Here is a 17,266-nt window from a genome sequence, read left to right as displayed (position 1 = left end):
ACAAATAAAGAGGGCTATCGCGAGTACAAATCGCCAAAACAAATTTGTGCAACATGCTCATCCTTATCACGGTGTACAGAAAGCAAAGACCATCAAAAAGTGGTGACACGGCATATCTGGCAAGCATATGTGGAAGAAGCAGATCATCTGCGTAATCATCAAGATGTAAAACCTATATATGCGAAACGTAGAGAAACGATTGAGCGTGTATTCGCAGATGCAAAAGAAAAGCATGGTATGCGTTGGACTACTTTAAGGGGACTTAAAAAATTGTCGATGCAGGCGATGCTTACTTTCGCTGCCATTAATTTAAAGAAGATGGCCAATTGGACATGGCAAGGTCCAAAAATGGCCTAACATAGAGGGCTCGTAGAGCCCTAATCTCTCAACCTTGGGCCAAAATTCAAAGGAAATTTCAAAAGGGGCTCGGATTTTTTTAATCCCGAACCCCTTTTGTCTACAAACTGAGCCATTGCATGTTAATGCAATGGCTTTTTCTTGCTTACCGATTAGAAGTCAGAAGCTTAGGCTGGCAAGCTTAGTTTTTTATTTCAGAAAAAGGGTAACTATAAGGGTAGTCCTAAAAAAATATAAGGGGAATCAATCATGAAACTTACACCAGAGCAGCGTATTGAACTTCATGGCTTTAATAATCTTACGAAATCTTTAAGCTTTAATATGTATGATATTTGTTACACAAAAACCAGGGAAGAGAGAGAGGCCTACCTGGATTATATCGATGAACAATATAATGCAGAGCGGCTTTCAAAGATATTGCACAACGTTTCTGATTTGATAGGGGCCCATGTTTTAAATACGGCCAAACAGGATTATGTCCCTCAAGGCGCCAGTGTAACCATTCTTGTTTCAGAAGGTCCTGTCGTCGAAGTACCTACGGGAACTTATGAGGAATCACCTGGGCCTTTACCTGATAATGTGGTCATGCAACTGGATAAAAGCCATATTACCGTACATACATACCCGGAATACCATCCAAATGAGGGCATTAGCACATTCAGGGCCGATATCGATGTCTCTACTTGTGGGGAAATATCACCTCTTAAAGCCCTTAATTATCTCATTCATTCCTTCGATACCGACATAATCACGATCGATTACCGAGTAAGAGGCTTTACGAGAGATAAAGACGGGCGGAAATTGTTCATTGACCATGATATTAATTCCATTCAAAACTATATTCCTGATGAAGTAAAGGGTTTATATGACATGATTGATGTGAATGTATACCAGGAAAATATATTCCATACAAAATGTAAGCTGAAAAGATTCGATATTAATAATTACTTATTCGGATATACAGAGGAAAAGCTGAATGAAGAGGAAAGGCAAGAAATTATAGAAAGGCTGCAAACGGAAATGGATGAAATTTTTTATGGTGCCAATGTTCCACATCCAATAGAAAAAAACAAGCATGCCGATTAAGGGATGCTTGTTTTTATGAAAAGTTAATTTAAATGGAAAGCCTGAACCAATACATACCCGAGACATGTCAATAAGATGGAGCCAATCAGTCCAGCTATAAAAGGTTTACCGCCATATTTTCTAAAAGTTACAAGGTCAATATTCAATCCTAGTCCTGCCATGGACATGGCCATGAGGATATAGGAAAGCATAACAAGTTTATCGGCTATGGGTTCAGGAACTGCACCTGTAGAATAGAGGGAACTCATTAATAAAAATCCAATAATAAACCAGGGTATTTGAATGGACTTCCAGGAAAATTTCTTTCCCGTATCTGTTGATCGTTCTTTCCAATTCATGATGAATCCAATTAAAATGGCAACCGGAATGAGCAGGGCCACCCTAGTCAATTTGACCACCACTGCCAAGTCGACTGCCTCATTTCCGCCTGGTGCTGCTGCAGCGATGACGTGAGCAATTTCATGGAGTGTCGCACCCGAAAAAATACCATATCCTTGATCGGATAACTTCAATAATGGATATAGGATCGTATATCCGAAGGTGAAGGTTGTGCCTAAAACAGCAACCGTAGCAACAGCTATTGCAGTATCTTTTTCTTTTGCTTTTATTTGGGAGGAAATTGCCAGGATGGCAGCAGCTCCACAAATTCCCGTTCCGCAAGCTGTCAATATGCCTAGCTTTTTCTCGACTTTAAATATGCGGGTCAATCCATAAACTACTAATATAGCAAATACAAGACTAATGGCACCAACTGCAAATGTTTTCGGACCTGCATTAAAAATATCCTTTAGGTTCAAGCGCATGCCCAATAAGATAATGCCCACTCTCAAAAGGACTTTACTTGAATAATTTGTCCCTGCAACGGCGTAAGCTGGGACGCCAATTAACGATTTCCAAACAACACCAATCAGTATCGCAATGACTAACTGTCCCATTATATGAAGGAATGGAAGCTCTGCTAAGTATTTTGCTGCAATGGCAATTAGCAAAGTTAGAGCTATTCCTTTTGTAAATCCAAGTTTTTTTGTCTCTACGTTTGTTTGTTCCAGTGTGATCACTCCATCTATGTTGATGCTCTAACTTTAAAGCTTATTTAAAAATAAGTGAAATATATTTTTGCTATTTCAATGATTACTTCTACTTATGATAAAATGAAATGCATAGGCAAATAAGGAGGTAACCATGGATCCTTTAAAAGTATTCGTAACCGTAATCGAACAGAAAAACTTTTCAAGAGCAGGGGACATTCTGAACCTGTCACAGCCAGGAGTCAGTCTTCACATAAGGAATCTGGAAAATGAGTTAGGAACGAAATTAATTTATCGTTCCCCCAAACAAGTTCAAATAACAGAGCCGGGAAAAATATTGTATAGACATGCGAAGCAAATGCTTAATCATTATGAGACAGCAAAAAGAGAAATAAACGAATTTAATAACGTGGTTAGCGGAACGATGAAAATAGGTGCAAGCTTTACGATAGGTGAATATTACCTTCCAAAAGTATTAGCAGAATTTGCGGCTCAATATCCGATGGTGGACATACAAATCATCATCTCGAATTCAAATGAAGTCATTCAAGGAATACGTTCAAATAAGCTTGATATAGGATTAATTGAAGGTGAAACGGATTATAAAGATATAGATGTCAGACCATTTATGAATGACGAGATGATTGTTGTCGTCCCCCCGGATCATCCACTTTCACAAATGGATCTCATCGAGGGCGATTTGCTCCAAAACCAAACATGGGTACTTAGGGAGCAAGGATCGGGGACCCGAACATATTCCGATAAACTTCTGAGCAGTCTGGAGTTAAACATAAAGAAAACCTTTATTTTCACCAGTATTCAAGGAGTGAAAGAAGCGGTGATGGCAGGACTTGGCATTGCCCTGTTATCTCGTCTGACTGTACAAAAAGAATTGAAGTCCAATGAGTTGAAAACCTTTCATTTGAAAAATGAGCCCATTATAAGACCTTTTTCGATCGTGAAAAAGTTGGACTTCGAAGCATCAAAAGCCATGGAGTTGTTTTTAAGGAAGGTCGAAGAATTTGCGATAAAGGGCCGTCCTAAATAAAACCCTAAACATTTGCTCATCCTTTCATTTCCAATGAAGAGGTTGGGCATTTTTAACGACGAAATATTATTAATTTTAATGAAAACGTCGAAAGTAATTTGGTATATGTCAATAATTAAATGAATTTTACGTATTTTAACATAATTGAATACATATAAATTAAATAGGTAGTCTCCAGGAAGTTCTAAGTCCCTGTAGACTTTTCCTGATATTAATAATCTTAAAAGGAGCAACCACATTGGCTATAGAGGAGCAGAAAGATAAACGGATTTCTGTTTTCGACAGGATTATTGGATTCATGCCAAAATTTTATGTGATTGGAACAATTTTAATTTTTGTTTATACGCTAGTTGCGATGGCTCATTTAGGTATCCAAACTTTGAAAAAGCCAGAGGAAACCGTTGTACCTGCCACCCCTGTTTCTCAGGGATTTGAACATACATTGATATCGTTAATCATTGAACCGATCGTAACGTCTGAATTTTATCAAATCATCTTTAACACGTTATTTCTTTACCTAGTTTGGATATTGCTTTTCCTATTAGCACCGATTGCTTTTTACCGTTTAAAACACTTTAAATTTTTTAATATCGAAATTGAAATTGAAAAACAAGATGCAGCCGTTTATGAAGTATTCAGCATGAGCAGTTCAAAAATGAAATTTGCAGCGTATTTAACATCCGAGGAATTTCAATTGGAGATATCAGAGGAAATTGCCAACAGTAAGGACTTTAAAACACCCTTAATCTATACATTGGACTGTGCCGTGGATTTTTATTCCGATCAATTAGGACTTTCCTTTACCTATGATATCTATACCCTGAACCAGTTCAAAAAAGCAAAGCTGCCTAAATCCATCAAAGCGATGCTTGATAAGTCCATTCAAACCGGCGATCCGTGCATTACGAATAAAAGCAATAGCGATAGTGAATATTACAAGAATTTTCTTCTCCATTATTTCGAAAACATGGACGGGAAATTCGTCACTGTCTTAAATAGCTATCAAACTGAATTCGATACATTCGATAAATCATTGCTTAAAATCCTGCAAAACGTCATATACGATTACTATTTACAATATAACTATATTTACGAAGCGAGCGAGAAGTTGGAAAAGAATGAAACCATTTCCCATAATAATTAAAAAAACCACCCTACAAGTGGTTATTTTTTTTGGAAAGGTGATTGTTAATTATATTTTGGACAATTTCATTGTTCCCGATGAGCTCAGACGATTTATTCACATGCTGTTCCCGAAAATCCATGTTCTTTATTTTCTTAGACTTTTTCCCTTTTTTAAAATTATTGAAGGCATTTAAAAAAGCTATCTGAATCACTCCCCTTATAGATTAGTATATTCATATGATGGATAAAATTTCATGAAAAACCTCAATTTATAGAAAAAAATTTTGCGGACTTAGAGTGATGGAAATTACTAAAACCAATGCAATTATAGACATTTAGAAGAATTGTTATTAATGTATAACCAAGGAATTTTTTTGGTCTAATTATTGGTTATTATGGATTTTTTACAAGAATTAAAGAAATTTCCCCCAAAATATTGTATAGTTAGAATATAGGGATTCGAACAAACATTCGTTTCTTGGGAACAAATTACTTCTTAGAGGGACAGGAGAGAGACAGTGAACGGTACAGCACATATGGCATTAGGTGCCACAGTTGGATTCTTGACGGCAAACACACTTCAAACAGATCCGACCACCACTTTATTCTTGGTTGGCATTGGGGGCGTTTCAGGGCTTATGCCGGATATGGATATTGATGGGAAGTTAAGTAATAGGATTACCTTTTCACATAAGTTTATCCGAACGATAGCACAAACGATTGGGATATTAATGATCATTTATAGTCTTTTGGAAGGCTCTGATACGGAAAAGTGGATGGGTGTAGGGGCAGGAATCGGAATCATCATTATTTCATCATTCATTAGACAAAGGCATATGCTGACCTTGACTGGATTAGCGGTTTTAGGCGGCGGTTTATCTTTGCAGGAAAGCTGGTTGTGGCTGTTAGGCGTTTATATTATCCTAGCATCCTTTACACCACATAGAAGTTATACCCATTCGATTGCCGGGATCGCTTTCTTTGGTATCATTGCCTTTCAATTCGAAGCCTTTATGGGGGTTGACGGAATTTTCGCCACTTGTTTATTAGGATACATAAGTCATTTAATTGCAGATTTGAAATGTTTACCTTTTAATAAACGTGGGGTGAAATTATTTCTTCCATTTTTCTCAAAAGAATTTTGACAGTGTTTTTTTCCGCTGTTTTTCTATGAGGAAAAGTAGTTTTTATAAAGGGGATTCGACTTATTTTTATGTTTTATATGGTCATTCTTCCTAAATCTACTAAATGTAACATACTTGTAAAGATCCTGTGATGCGAATGATATACCTTTTCTAGTATATTAGGTTTAGCAAATTACATCAGGGGGTAAAATAATTTGTTTAAGAAAATTGTCGTCGGATTGTCATTGGCTATTATGCTTGTAACCGCATCCTTTGCCGGAGACCAAGTGGAAGCTGCTTCATATCATACAAAAGCGATTAAAGTGGCTAAAAGTGAATTAGGTACAAAATATAAAATGGGTGGCATTTCTTCTTCAGGTTTTGATTGCTCCGGTTTAGTGAAGTATTCATATCAAAAGGCTGGTAAGAATTTACCAAGAACCGCTGCTGACATATATAAAAAAGGAAAGAAAGTTAAAAGCCTGCAAAAAGGTGACTTAATGTTTTTTGCACCAAATAAAGCGAAAAAACCTACACATGTGGCTATATACATAGGAAACAATGAATTCATACACTCTTCATCATCTAAAGGAGTGTCATACGCAAAAACCAATAATAGCTATTGGAAGCCAAAATATATTGGTGCGAAACGTATATAATAGAAGAAAATCAACCTTAATATAAAAAACTGAGAGACTTAATGAAGTCTCTTTTTTTGTTCTAAAAAATAAGAGTGGATGAGGCATATGGACAAGAGAATTGGCGTATTTTTAATAGTTCAAGGTTATGATGAGTCATGAAGTGGGTAATCATTACTAACCAATATATTAAGAGAATCTTTTTATTTGACTGGAAATGGATTGTTTAATATGCTTAGCAAACCAATTCAAGGTAATTACTTGTATTGCAAAAAAATTCCCAGACAAAATTATTGAAAGTCAAAGAAGGTCAATGTATAATAAAGTCAGAAAGTCAAAGAAGGTCAAAGATTTTTTTCTGAATTTAATTTTTAAAAGGAGGAGTACTACATGCTTTGTGAAAAATGCCATGTAAACCAAGCTAATATTCAAGTTCACCTAAATATGAATGGTCAGGAGCATGATGTGAAACTGTGCTCCACTTGTTATAAAGAAGAGCGAAACAAACTTGGAGCAGCAATGGGCGGAATGGATATAGGGAAATTCCACTATAACGGATCTCCAAATTCATTCAATCCATTTAATTATAATGGTGTACCAAAACCGGATTCAGCTGAACATGGCGAGGACGGAGGATTGCTTGAGGAGTATGGCCGCAATTTGACCGATGCTGCTAAAGCAGGACTTATTGATCCGGTTATCGGACGAAATGAAGAAATCAAACGCGTCATTGAAGTTCTAAATAGACGCAATAAAAATAATCCGGTTTTAATCGGTGAACCTGGTGTCGGTAAAACAGCCATTGCTGAAGGTCTTGCTTTAGCGATTGTTGAAGGATCAGTGCCAGTTAAATTACGTAATAAGCTTGTATATATGCTTGATGTAGCGTCCCTTGTTTCGAATACTGGAATTAGAGGGCAATTCGAAGAACGAATGAAGCAATTGATCAGCGAATTACAGGAAAGAAAAAATGTCATACTATTCATCGATGAAATTCATCAACTTGTGGGAGCGGGTTCAGCCGAAGGATCAATGGATGCAGGAAATATCTTGAAGCCTGCACTTGCACGAGGCGAACTTCAGCTTGTCGGAGCAACCACTTTATCTGAATATAGGAAAATTGAAAAAGATGGTGCCCTTGAAAGACGCTTCCAGCCTGTACACGTTAATGAGCCGACAACGGCGGAAGCACTGGTCATCTTACGTGGATTAAAGGATAGTTATGAATCTTATCATGGGGTAACATATAGTGAGGAAGCCCTAAAAGCGGCTGTTGAACTCTCGCACCGCTACATTCAAGACCGATTCCTGCCTGACAAGGCAATAGACTTAATGGATGAAGCTGGTTCCAAATTGAACTTGACCATTGAAGACGGCCAGGTAGAAAACATGAAAGAGCGTTTGGCCCAAATCTATAAAGAAAAAGAAATGGCCTTAAAAGAAGAAGCATATGAAAAAGCTGCCGCTCTTCGTGATGAAGAAGAAAAACTGGAAAAGTCATTGCAGGCTGGGGAAGATGCAATTAAGCCAACCGTTACCGTTGAAGATATTCAAAATATCATCGAACAAAAGACTGGCATACCTGTTGGTAAGCTCCAAGAAGATGAGCAAGAAAGAATGGTTCATCTCCAAGCGGAGCTGATGAAAAAAGTAATCGGACAGGAAGAGGCTGTCAAAAAGGTTTCCAAGGCCGTTCGAAGAAGTCGTGCCGGGTTAAAATCGAAAAACCGCCCTACCGGTTCTTTCCTTTTCGTTGGTCCGACAGGAGTCGGTAAAACCGAATTGGCGAAAACTCTTGCTGAGGAATTGTTCGGGGACAAAGAAGCGATGATTCGTCTTGACATGAGTGAATTCATGGAGAAACACAGTGTTTCTAAATTAATCGGTTCTCCTCCTGGATATGTAGGACATGAGGAAGCTGGACAATTGACGGAAAAAGTTCGCCGCAAGCCTTACAGTATCATCTTATTGGATGAAATCGAAAAGGCACATCCGGATGTAATGCATATGTTCCTGCAAATCATGGAAGATGGCCGCTTAACCGACAGTCAAGGCAGGACCGTTACTTTTAAAGATACCGTAATCATCATGACGAGCAATGCTGGAGTCGGTGAGAAACAAAAAGTAATGGGATTCGGTACAAGTTCTGCAGTGGAAGAGGCTTCAATCCTACAATCTTTAGGCAGCTTCTTCAAACCGGAATTCCTGAACCGATTCGATAGCATCATTGAATTCTCGGCATTGAAGAAAGAACATCTTCTGCAAATCGTTGATATCATGATTCACGAGCTTGACGAAACACTTGCTGCAAATGGTTTATCTTTAGATGTGACTAATGAAGCGAAACAAAGGTTAATTGAACTCGGATATCACCCAACTTTCGGGGCGAGACCGCTCCGCCGTGTTCTTCAAGAACAGCTCGAAGACGGCATCACTGACTTTATCTTTGAGCAGCCTGAAGTTAAGAACTTCACTGCAATTGTTGAAGATACCTCTGTGAAAATTATTAAAACACCATAAAGAGTACTAGAAATGCCTCCAAGACCGTAAAACTGTTATGGAGGCATTTTTTTCTCTTTTTTAGGCTTAATTTTTCATAAAAGGATTGGTAAGGTCCAGCTTAATGATATGCTGCTTTCGCTTATTAAATATAGATTTCTGAATTTTCGACATAATTTGCCGATCGAATGTTTTGATGGGTAATGCCTGTGGAATCATAACATAAGGAAAGATTCGCTCATGATCATAAAAAATAATAATTCCTGTTCTAAATGGGAATTTCAATGGAGGAATGACCTATTAAAGATTCACTTTCTTATTTTGAAGAGGAAAATAAAAATAATCGGAAACCTACGGATAATGAAACGGAAAGTCAGTTGGAATCCCTGCCGATTGCGAATATTAATCCAGTAAACCCGTCGGAATTGGATGAACTATATTTCTATGAAGGCAAAGATTTAGGAAATTCCTATCTAAAAGATAAAACGGCATTCCGGTTATGGGCACCACTTGCATCTGAAGCTAAGCTAGTTACTTATAAACATTGGGATGATTCGGATGGAATCGAGATTCCGATGGTTCGTTCGGAAAAAGGGACCTGGACAATTGAACTGAACGGTGATCAGGATGGATTGATCTATACATATAAAGTGAGAGTGGGAGAAATCTGGAGTGAAGCCGTCGATCCATATGTTCGTGCAGTTACTGTTAATGGTATAAAAGGTGTCGTGATAGATTTAACAGATACGAACCCTGAAAGGTGGAAACGGGATAAACCACCTCTCGAAAAAGCAGAGGACATAATCATTTATGAATTGCATACACGGGATTTGTCGATCCATCCTGAAAGCGGAATACTTCATAAAGGTAAATTCTTAGGAGTAATCGAAGCCGGAACCAAAGGTCCAGAAGGAGCAAAAACGGGTCTTGATCATATTAAAGATCTAGGTGTTACCCATGTTCAGTTTATCCCGATTTTCGATTTTGCTACAGTCAATGAAATGAAATTGAATGAACCACAATATAACTGGGGATATGATCCACAAAATTATAACGCTCCCGATGGCTCTTATTCGACTGATCCGTATCAACCAAAGGTCAGGATCCGGGAGTTAAAGGAAATGATTCAAGGTTTACATGATCACGGTTTACGGGTAATCATGGATGTTGTCTATAATCACGTTTATTCAGTGGAGGACTCAAACTTCCATAAACTCGTTCCCACTTACTTTTTTCGCTATAACGCTGACGGCACCTTATCTAATGGAACTGGTGTAGGAAATGATACCGCGTCTGAACGTAAAATGATGCGAAAATTCATCGTTGAATCCGTAACCTATTGGGCGAAGGAATTTAACCTTGATGGTTTCCGTTTCGATTTAATGGGGATTCATGATGTGGAAACGATGAATGAAGTGAAAAAGGCACTGTCAGAAATTGATCCGACCCTCATTGTTCTGGGCGAAGGCTGGGATATGAATACCCCCTTGGCCCAAGAGCTGAAAGCAAATCAAAAGAATGCTTTTAAAATGCCTGGAATCGCTCATTTTAATGATGCGATCCGTGATGGTTTAAAAGGGTTTGTAATGAATGAACATGATAAAGGATTCGTAAATGGCAAACCAGGAATGGAAGATATTATAAAAAAAGGCATCGCTGGTGGTTTGAAATATGATGATGATATCGCAACATATCAAAGACCAGATCAAGTGATCAATTATGTTGAAGCACATGATAATTATACTTTATGGGATAAGCTTCTTATCACTAATCCAGATGCGACAGAACAAGTACGGAAACAGATGCATAAATTAGCTTCGGCCGTTGTCCTACTGTCACAGGGAATTCCAATGATACATGCTGGACAAGAGTTCATGCGTACGAAGGATGGAGATGAAAATAGCTATCAATCTTCCGATTGGATTAACCGGTTGGATTGGAAAAGGAGAGCTGATTTCGATCGGGAAGTGGAGTATTTGAAAGGGCTAATTTCGCTCAGGAAAAATCATTCTGTTTTTAGGTTAAGCACACCCGAAGAAATTGAGGAGCATTTACAATTCATTGATGCTCCGCCAAATGTGGTTTCATTCTCTTTAAAACATAAGGATTACAAAATTGCAGTGATTCATAATGCAAATTGGGATGCGATAACGATTTCCCTTCCCCACGAAGATAATTGGTCCGTTTTAGTGGATGGTCAGCGGGCTGGCCTGGAAGAAATAGAAAGGGTTAAAGGGAGTCAGGTAACCGTTGCTCCTTTAAGTTCGTTTGTATTGAAAGCAAACTCTAACAAATGATAATAAAGTCGAAGTGAGTGAATACTATGTCTCACTTCGACTTTAGTTCATTTTCTGATATGAAATTGGTCAAATGAAGTCTTCCATAATTTACTTTCGCAAGTTTGAGAAAAAATGTGCGGGGGTAGAAAATAGCAAATGATGAATTTTATCGTTGTTTAAGAGGGGAGAGATTATTTTGCCAGAGAAAGTGCATATAAAAATCAATGGCGCTGAGACCAGTCTGGAAGGTAATCAAACAATATTACAAATGCTGACGGATAGCTCAATTGATGTCCCGAATGTTTGTTACCATCCTAGCCTAGGTCCTATCGAAACATGTGATACGTGTCTAGTGAGCGTTAATGGGGAACTTGTAAGGTCTTGCTCCACCAAGATCAAGAATGGTGATGTAATTGATACAGTTTCACCTGATGTAAAAGAAGCACAGGTCATGGCGATGGACAGGATATTGTATAACCATGAGCTTTATTGTACTGTTTGCGATTATAATAATGGCGGTTGTGAAATACACAATACCGTTAAGGAAATGAAGGTAAATCATCAAAGTGTTCCTTTTGATCAAAAACCATATGAAGTGGATCGGTCAAATCCATTCTATCGATATGATCCGGACCAATGCATCCTTTGCGGCCGTTGTGTTGAAGCTTGTCAAGATGTACAGGTGACCGAAACATTGACTATTGATTGGGAAGCAAAACGTCCGCGTGTCATTTGGGATGATAATGTTCCAATCAATGAATCTTCATGTGTATCATGCGGACACTGTTCCACTGTATGTCCGTGTAATGCAATGATGGAAAAAGGAATGGAAGGGGAAGCCGGATTTTTAACCGGCATCGCTAAACAAACACTTCGACCCATGATAGAAATTACGAAAAATGTTGAAACGGGTTATGGTTCAATTTTAGCGATTTCAGATATGGAATCCGCCATGAGGGATGCAAGGATCAAGAAGACAAAAACGGTTTGTACATATTGTGGGGTAGGATGCAGCTTTGACGTTTGGACCAAAGATCGTAAAATCCTTAAGATCGAACCGCAAGTGGAGGCACCTGCAAATGGAATTTCGACTTGTGTAAAAGGGAAATTCGGATGGGATTTCGTGAATAGTGAAGAAAGACTCACAAAACCTTTAATTAGAGAAGGGGATGCGTTCAGAGAAGCTGAATGGGAAGAAGCCCTTGAATTGATTTCCCGTAAATTCACCGAAATCAAAGATTCTCACGGTCCGGATTCGATGGCTTTCATAACGTCTTCCAAATGCACCAATGAAGAGTCCTATTTAATGCAAAAGCTGGCTAGGGGAATCATCGGCACCAATAATGTGGATAACTGTTCCCGGTATTGTCAGACACCGGCTACTTTAGGACTATTCAGAACGGTTGGATATGGTGGGGATACAGGAGGCATAAAGGATATCGAAAAGTCTGAACTTGTATTGATCATAGGCTCCAATACATCCGAATCACATCCCGTTTTGGCTACCAGAATCAAACGTTCCCATAAACTAGGTAAACAGAAGCTGATAGTGGCGGACATCAGAAAGCATGAAATGGCTGAACGTTCCGACCTCTTCATCCAGCCTGCTCCGGGATCGGATATCATATGGCTGTCGGCCGTGACAAAATATATCGTCGACAAAGGTTGGACAGATACAGACTTCATCAAAAATCGTGTAAATGGGATGGAAGAATATATCAAGAGTTTGGAACCTTACACAATGGAATATGCAGAAAAAGTAACAGGCGTAGCTAAAGAAGATTTAATTACGTTGGCAGAAGCCATTCATGAAGCGGGAAGCGTTGCATCGCTTTGGGCCATGGGCGTTACCCAGCATGGCGGAGGAAGCGATACGAGCACTGCAATTTCCAATTTATTGCTCATTACAGGCAACTACGGTAAACCTGGAACAGGTACTTACCCTTTACGCGGACATAATAATGTACAAGGAGCCAGTGACTTTGGCAGTATGCCGGATCGCTTGCCAGGTTATGAAAAAGTAACGGACGAAAAGGTCCGCTTGAAATATGAAAACATCTGGGGTGCAAAAATACCAGAAAACCCTGGCCTTAATAATCATGAAATGGTCGAAGGGATTCATGCAGGTACCATCAAAGCAATGTATTTAAAAGGTGAAGATATGGGTCTGGTCGATTCGAATATCAATCATGTCCATGAAGCATTTGAAAAACTGGATTTCTTTGTGGTACAAGATATCTTTTTATCAAGAACGGCTGAATTCGCGGATGTCGTCCTTCCCGCAAGCCCAAGCTTTGAAAAAGAAGGTACTTTCACGAATACCGAACGCCGTATTCAACGTCTTTATCAAGTTTTTGAACCGCTTGGCGACTCAAAGCCTGATTGGCAAATCATAATGAATGTCGCTAATTCGTTAGGAGCAGGCTGGAATTATGAGCACCCAAGTGAAATTATGGATGAAGCAGCTAAACTATCACCATTATATGCTGGAGTAAGTTATGAACGGTTGGAAGGTTATAACAGTCTTCAATGGCCAGTGACACCAGATGGTAAAGATACGCCACTGTTATTCACGGAAGCTTTTCCATTCCCTGATGGAAAAGCAAGGTTATTTCCAGTCGAATGGACCAAACCGATTGACTTTGGGGATGAGTTTGATATCCATGTGAATAATGGCCGTTTATTGGAACATTTCCATGAAGGAAACATGACTTATAAGTCAAAAGGCATCACTTCCAAAACGCCAAAAGTATTCCTTGAGGTATCCCGGGAATTGGCAAAAGATAGAGGGCTTGAGGATGGTACTCTTGTTCGGCTTTCTTCACCATATGGAAATGCAAAAGTGCAATGCCTGATTACGGATCGTGTAAAAGGTAAAGAAGTTTATTTGCCAATGAACGATTCTGGTGACGGGGCCATCAACCAATTGACAAGCAGCCATTCAGATAAAGATACTGATACTCCTGCCTATAAGGAAGTTCAAGCAAAAATGGAAGTGATCAGGGTCAAAGGAGACAATCCATTGCCGAGCATCAACCATCGTAATGGTAATCCACAACCGCAGATAGGTGTACAAGTACAAAAAAAATGGGCCCGTGAAGATTATATATTCCCTGGTGACCTCTTGAAAATCAAAAAGGAGGAGAGGAACCGTGGCTAAAGCGACAAAAGTGATCAATCGAATCACCTTAAGCGAGGAAGAAAAAAGAAGAATTGAACTCGAGGATATCGAGCGTACCCTGTTGGAAAATAAAGAAGTGATTAAAGAAACGTTTGAAGTTATGAAAAACATGCAGGATCGTGGGATTTTATCAATGGTTAACAGTCTGTTGAAAGAAGGGGACAAAGTGCTTAACATTCTTGTCAAGACAGCGGACACCCCAGAAACGGCAAATACGCTAAAAAATCTCCTTCTCATACTTGGCACGTTAGGAACTCTTAATGTTCAGCAGCTTGAACCGCTTATCCTCAAGGTCAATTCTGGGATAGCCCGTGCAGCGGAGTCTGATAGAACCCCGGAAAAGCCAAGCTACCTATCATTGCTGCGTTCCTTGAATGACCAAGAAGTCAAACAAGCCATGACTTTTCTAATGACCTTCCTTAAGGGAATGGGAGAAGATACAAGCGATTTAGAAAGAACAACCCAATTACCGGAGAATCAGCATTTGCATAAAGCGAATGAAACTGCGGACATAGAAAGGCCGATCTCCAGAAAATCATACGGATCAAGCATACCCAGTAAAAGCGGAAGCGAAAAAAAACGAAATACCAGCTGGTTTTGGATTGCAGCAGGAGTTTCGCTCGTAACCATTCCGCTAACTTTATCGAAAAGCAAAAAATAAAGTACCTTTCTCGTTTATATTGAAATGCAAATAAAATCATGAACGGTGATGAATACCCACTAAAGCCGATGATTCCTTTATGGGAAAACATCGGCTTTTTTCGACAGGAAATAAGTAAATGCGTTCCTAACAAAATTAACAATGATGGTAGCGCTCTCACCACATTTTCAATTCGTTCTTTTTTCTTTAAGTGTGGTTAATACTTTTAAAATATGCACGGAGTTGTACCAGAAGGGCATTTTAAATCCTTATATTTAGGAACCATTATGCTTGTAGAAATCCCTAGCGTGCCATAAAATGGGAGTATAAAAATGATGAAGGAGTGTATAAATGAAGCTAAAATTAATGACCATGACTTTGGGGATCTGTTCTTCATTAATACTTTCAGGATGTTCAAGTGAAGAGGAAAGTGTTGTACAAAAAGAAAGCAGTCATGAAGGACATTCAGAGCATACGGTATCCGGAGATCTTCAGGAGGAAACCAGCAGTAAGGAAATAGCACCAGATTTCTTAGCCGAAAAACCAGAGGATATGAAGACAATCTATTTAGCTGTTGCTCAAAATAAAGATTTACTAGAAAAAATACCCTGTTACTGCGGTTGCGGAGAGTCAGCTAACCATAAAAATAATTACGATTGTTTTATCCATGAGAATAAAAAAAATGGTGAAGTGGTTTGGGATGACCACGGGACGAGATGCGGAGTTTGCTTAGAAATAGCTGCACAATCCATATTGGACTTGAATGACGGTATGAGCATCAAAGAGATCCGGAATAAAGTAGATGAAAAATATAAAAGTGGATATGCCAAACCAACACCAACCCCTGAAGTGTAAAAGGCAAAGTATGAAATTCTAGCGTGAATATGATTATATAGAAAAGTGGCTTTTGCCCGATATTCATTAGGGGAAAAAGGCCATTTTTTTAATTTCTTGGAGGGATGGATTCTTTCATATATATAATATTGACCGTAGAGGGGAATACTTCCAATAAACATTAAACCATAAAGGAGCTATCACTTTGACACTAATCCGCCTTGGTTATGTAGCCATGAGTAATCATGTGCCGAACTGTTCACCCTCCCAAACGATGACTTTTGCTCAGTTTTCGAAAATTAAGGACAGAGATGCAGCAATAAGGAAACTTGAACGCATTGCAATTTCCAATCTTCATAATTGCTGGCGTTTACTGATTCATAATGAAGCTAATAATATCCAGTTCTTCAGGCTTTCTTCAAAGCTTATCCCTTTAGCCAATCATCCAGAAATACCAGAATGGGATTACATCGATCCTATTTCAGAAGAACTTGCTAAATTAAAGACATTCATTACGAATCACCCTAAAATAAGGATTGATTTTCACCCAGATCATTTTGTCATCTTGAATAGTTCAAATATCGATATACTTAAGACATCATTAAAAACATTAAGGATGCATTATGCTTTATTGAAAAAAATGGGGTTGGACCCCGAGCATCGCTGTGTTCTGCATGTAGGCGGCGGTTATGGCGAACATGTACAGGCATTAGAGCAGTTTATCCATAATTGGGGTTTGATTCCTGAATCGATTCAAAGAATGGTCATTCTTGAGAATGATGATACTACCTATACCTTGTCGGAAACCCTTTATTTGTGTGAAAAATTAGGCATACCAATGGTTTTTGATTATCACCATTACCTCGCACATCAGTTACCTAGTGAAGATTGGAAAGAACATTGGGACCGAATATTGAATACCTGGAGTAATTCCAAACTACCCCCTAAAATGCATATTTCAAGTCCAAGGTCCGATAAAGAGTTTCGAGCACATGCTGATTTTGTGGATACTGGAATGTTCATGGAATTTTTGCAACAAATAAAGGGAAGCTTACCACAGCTTGATTGCATGATTGAAGCTAAGCAAAAGGATGGAGCACTTTTCCAGTTGATGGATGAGCTGAAAAGTTACAAAGAGATAGATATCATTGATGATGCCAGTTTTTATATTCATTAATTGAGCAGGATGATTTGATAAAGAGGATATGTATAAGATTCTCTTTATTAAATTTATTATGAAAAACAATTGAAATTAAAGTTTACATAATAAAGTTATGATAAATAAAATTGAATGCTAAATAAATGGAAAATGGATTCATTATCAATATTTGATCGGATGATAGATTTATATGTATACAAAGTTTTACAAAACTATTAAAAAAGTCAAAAAAGCGAGCTCCATATTTAACTTTTAAAGCTATTGTATT

General features: G+C 38.5%; 11 protein-coding genes and 2 pseudogenes. 12 read left to right on the top strand and 1 reads right to left on the bottom strand.

Annotation, left to right across the window (positions count from 1 at the left end; translation table 11 throughout):
• Both J7E52_RS26645 and speD read left to right on the top strand, forming a co-directional pair.
• Positions 1–357, top strand: a 357-nt coding sequence (locus J7E52_RS26645) for a transposase (protein WP_214751614.1), incomplete at its 5' end; no start/stop codon positions are given.
• A 249-nt stretch (positions 358–606) separates the two neighbouring features.
• Positions 607–1,443, top strand: a complete 837-nt coding sequence (gene speD, locus J7E52_RS26640; protein WP_214751612.1) for an adenosylmethionine decarboxylase — start codon at positions 607–609, stop codon at positions 1,441–1,443.
• A gap of 23 nt (positions 1,444–1,466) precedes the next feature.
• On the opposite strand, the gene J7E52_RS26635 is transcribed toward speD, so the two are convergent.
• Positions 1,467–2,492, bottom strand: a complete 1,026-nt coding sequence (locus J7E52_RS26635; protein ID WP_214751626.1) for a YeiH family protein — start codon at positions 2,490–2,492, stop codon at positions 1,467–1,469.
• 133 nt (positions 2,493–2,625) lie between these two features.
• Here J7E52_RS26635 and J7E52_RS26630 point away from each other — a divergent pair, with 133 nt between their 5' ends.
• The 10 genes and pseudogenes from J7E52_RS26630 (at position 2,626) to uvsE (ending at position 17,016) form a co-directional block, all read left to right on the top strand.
• The gene (locus J7E52_RS26630) at positions 2,626–3,519 is read left to right on the top strand and encodes a selenium metabolism-associated LysR family transcriptional regulator (RefSeq protein WP_214751610.1); all 894 of its coding nucleotides are present in this window, start codon (positions 2,626–2,628) and stop codon (positions 3,517–3,519) included.
• A gap of 238 nt (positions 3,520–3,757) precedes the next feature.
• A complete protein-coding gene (locus J7E52_RS26625) occupies positions 3,758–4,663 on the top strand; it encodes a hypothetical protein (RefSeq protein ID WP_214751608.1) in 906 nt (301 codons plus the stop codon).
• Between the two features lie 499 nt (positions 4,664–5,162).
• Complete coding sequence (locus J7E52_RS26620; RefSeq protein ID WP_214751606.1) at positions 5,163–5,789, top strand: metal-dependent hydrolase; 627 nt, start codon at positions 5,163–5,165, stop codon at positions 5,787–5,789.
• Between the two features lie 194 nt (positions 5,790–5,983).
• Positions 5,984–6,427 (top strand): C40 family peptidase, encoded by a 444-nt coding sequence (locus J7E52_RS26615; protein ID WP_286198104.1) that lies wholly within the window; start codon positions 5,984–5,986, stop codon positions 6,425–6,427.
• Between the two features lie 369 nt (positions 6,428–6,796).
• Complete coding sequence (locus J7E52_RS26610; protein ID WP_214751604.1) at positions 6,797–8,926, top strand: ATP-dependent Clp protease ATP-binding subunit; 2,130 nt, start codon at positions 6,797–6,799, stop codon at positions 8,924–8,926.
• A gap of 389 nt (positions 8,927–9,315) precedes the next feature.
• A pseudogene (pulA, locus tag J7E52_RS26605) lies at positions 9,316–11,202 on the top strand (type I pullulanase); the annotation flags it as partial.
• 178 nt (positions 11,203–11,380) lie between these two features.
• A complete protein-coding gene (gene fdhF, locus J7E52_RS26600; protein ID WP_214751602.1) occupies positions 11,381–14,344 on the top strand; it encodes a formate dehydrogenase subunit alpha in 2,964 nt (987 codons plus the stop codon).
• A pseudogene (locus tag J7E52_RS26595) lies at positions 14,337–14,858 on the top strand (helical membrane plugin domain-containing protein); the annotation flags it as partial. The gene fdhF and the pseudogene J7E52_RS26595, both read left to right, overlap by 8 nt.
• Before the next feature lie 498 nt (positions 14,859–15,356).
• Positions 15,357–15,860 (top strand): PCYCGC domain-containing protein, encoded by a 504-nt coding sequence (locus J7E52_RS26590; protein WP_214751598.1) that lies wholly within the window; start codon positions 15,357–15,359, stop codon positions 15,858–15,860.
• 184 nt (positions 15,861–16,044) lie between these two features.
• Positions 16,045–17,016, top strand: coding sequence for a UV DNA damage repair endonuclease UvsE (uvsE, locus tag J7E52_RS26585; protein WP_214751597.1), 972 nt, complete (start codon positions 16,045–16,047; stop codon positions 17,014–17,016).
• Positions 17,017–17,266 lie beyond the last annotated feature (250 nt).

Origin of the sequence: Bacillus sp. ISL-34, from assembly GCF_018613325.1 — a bacterium.
In the GTDB taxonomy this organism is placed as follows: domain Bacteria; phylum Bacillota; class Bacilli; order Bacillales; family DSM-1321; genus Peribacillus.
This window is presented reverse-complemented; position numbering and strand designations above follow the sequence as displayed.

What these genes read in the sequence shown, in the direction of transcription:
- speD (WP_214751612.1), top strand. Translation starts at nt 607, where the DNA reads ATGAAACTTACACCAGAGCAGCGTATTGAACTTCATGGCTTTAATAAT.
- J7E52_RS26590 (WP_214751598.1), top strand. Translation starts at nt 15,357, where the DNA reads ATGAAGCTAAAATTAATGACCATGACTTTGGGGATCTGTTCTTCATTA.
- J7E52_RS26630 (WP_214751610.1), top strand. Translation starts at nt 2,626, where the DNA reads ATGGATCCTTTAAAAGTATTCGTAACCGTAATCGAACAGAAAAACTTT.
- J7E52_RS26610 (WP_214751604.1), top strand. Translation starts at nt 6,797, where the DNA reads ATGCTTTGTGAAAAATGCCATGTAAACCAAGCTAATATTCAAGTTCAC.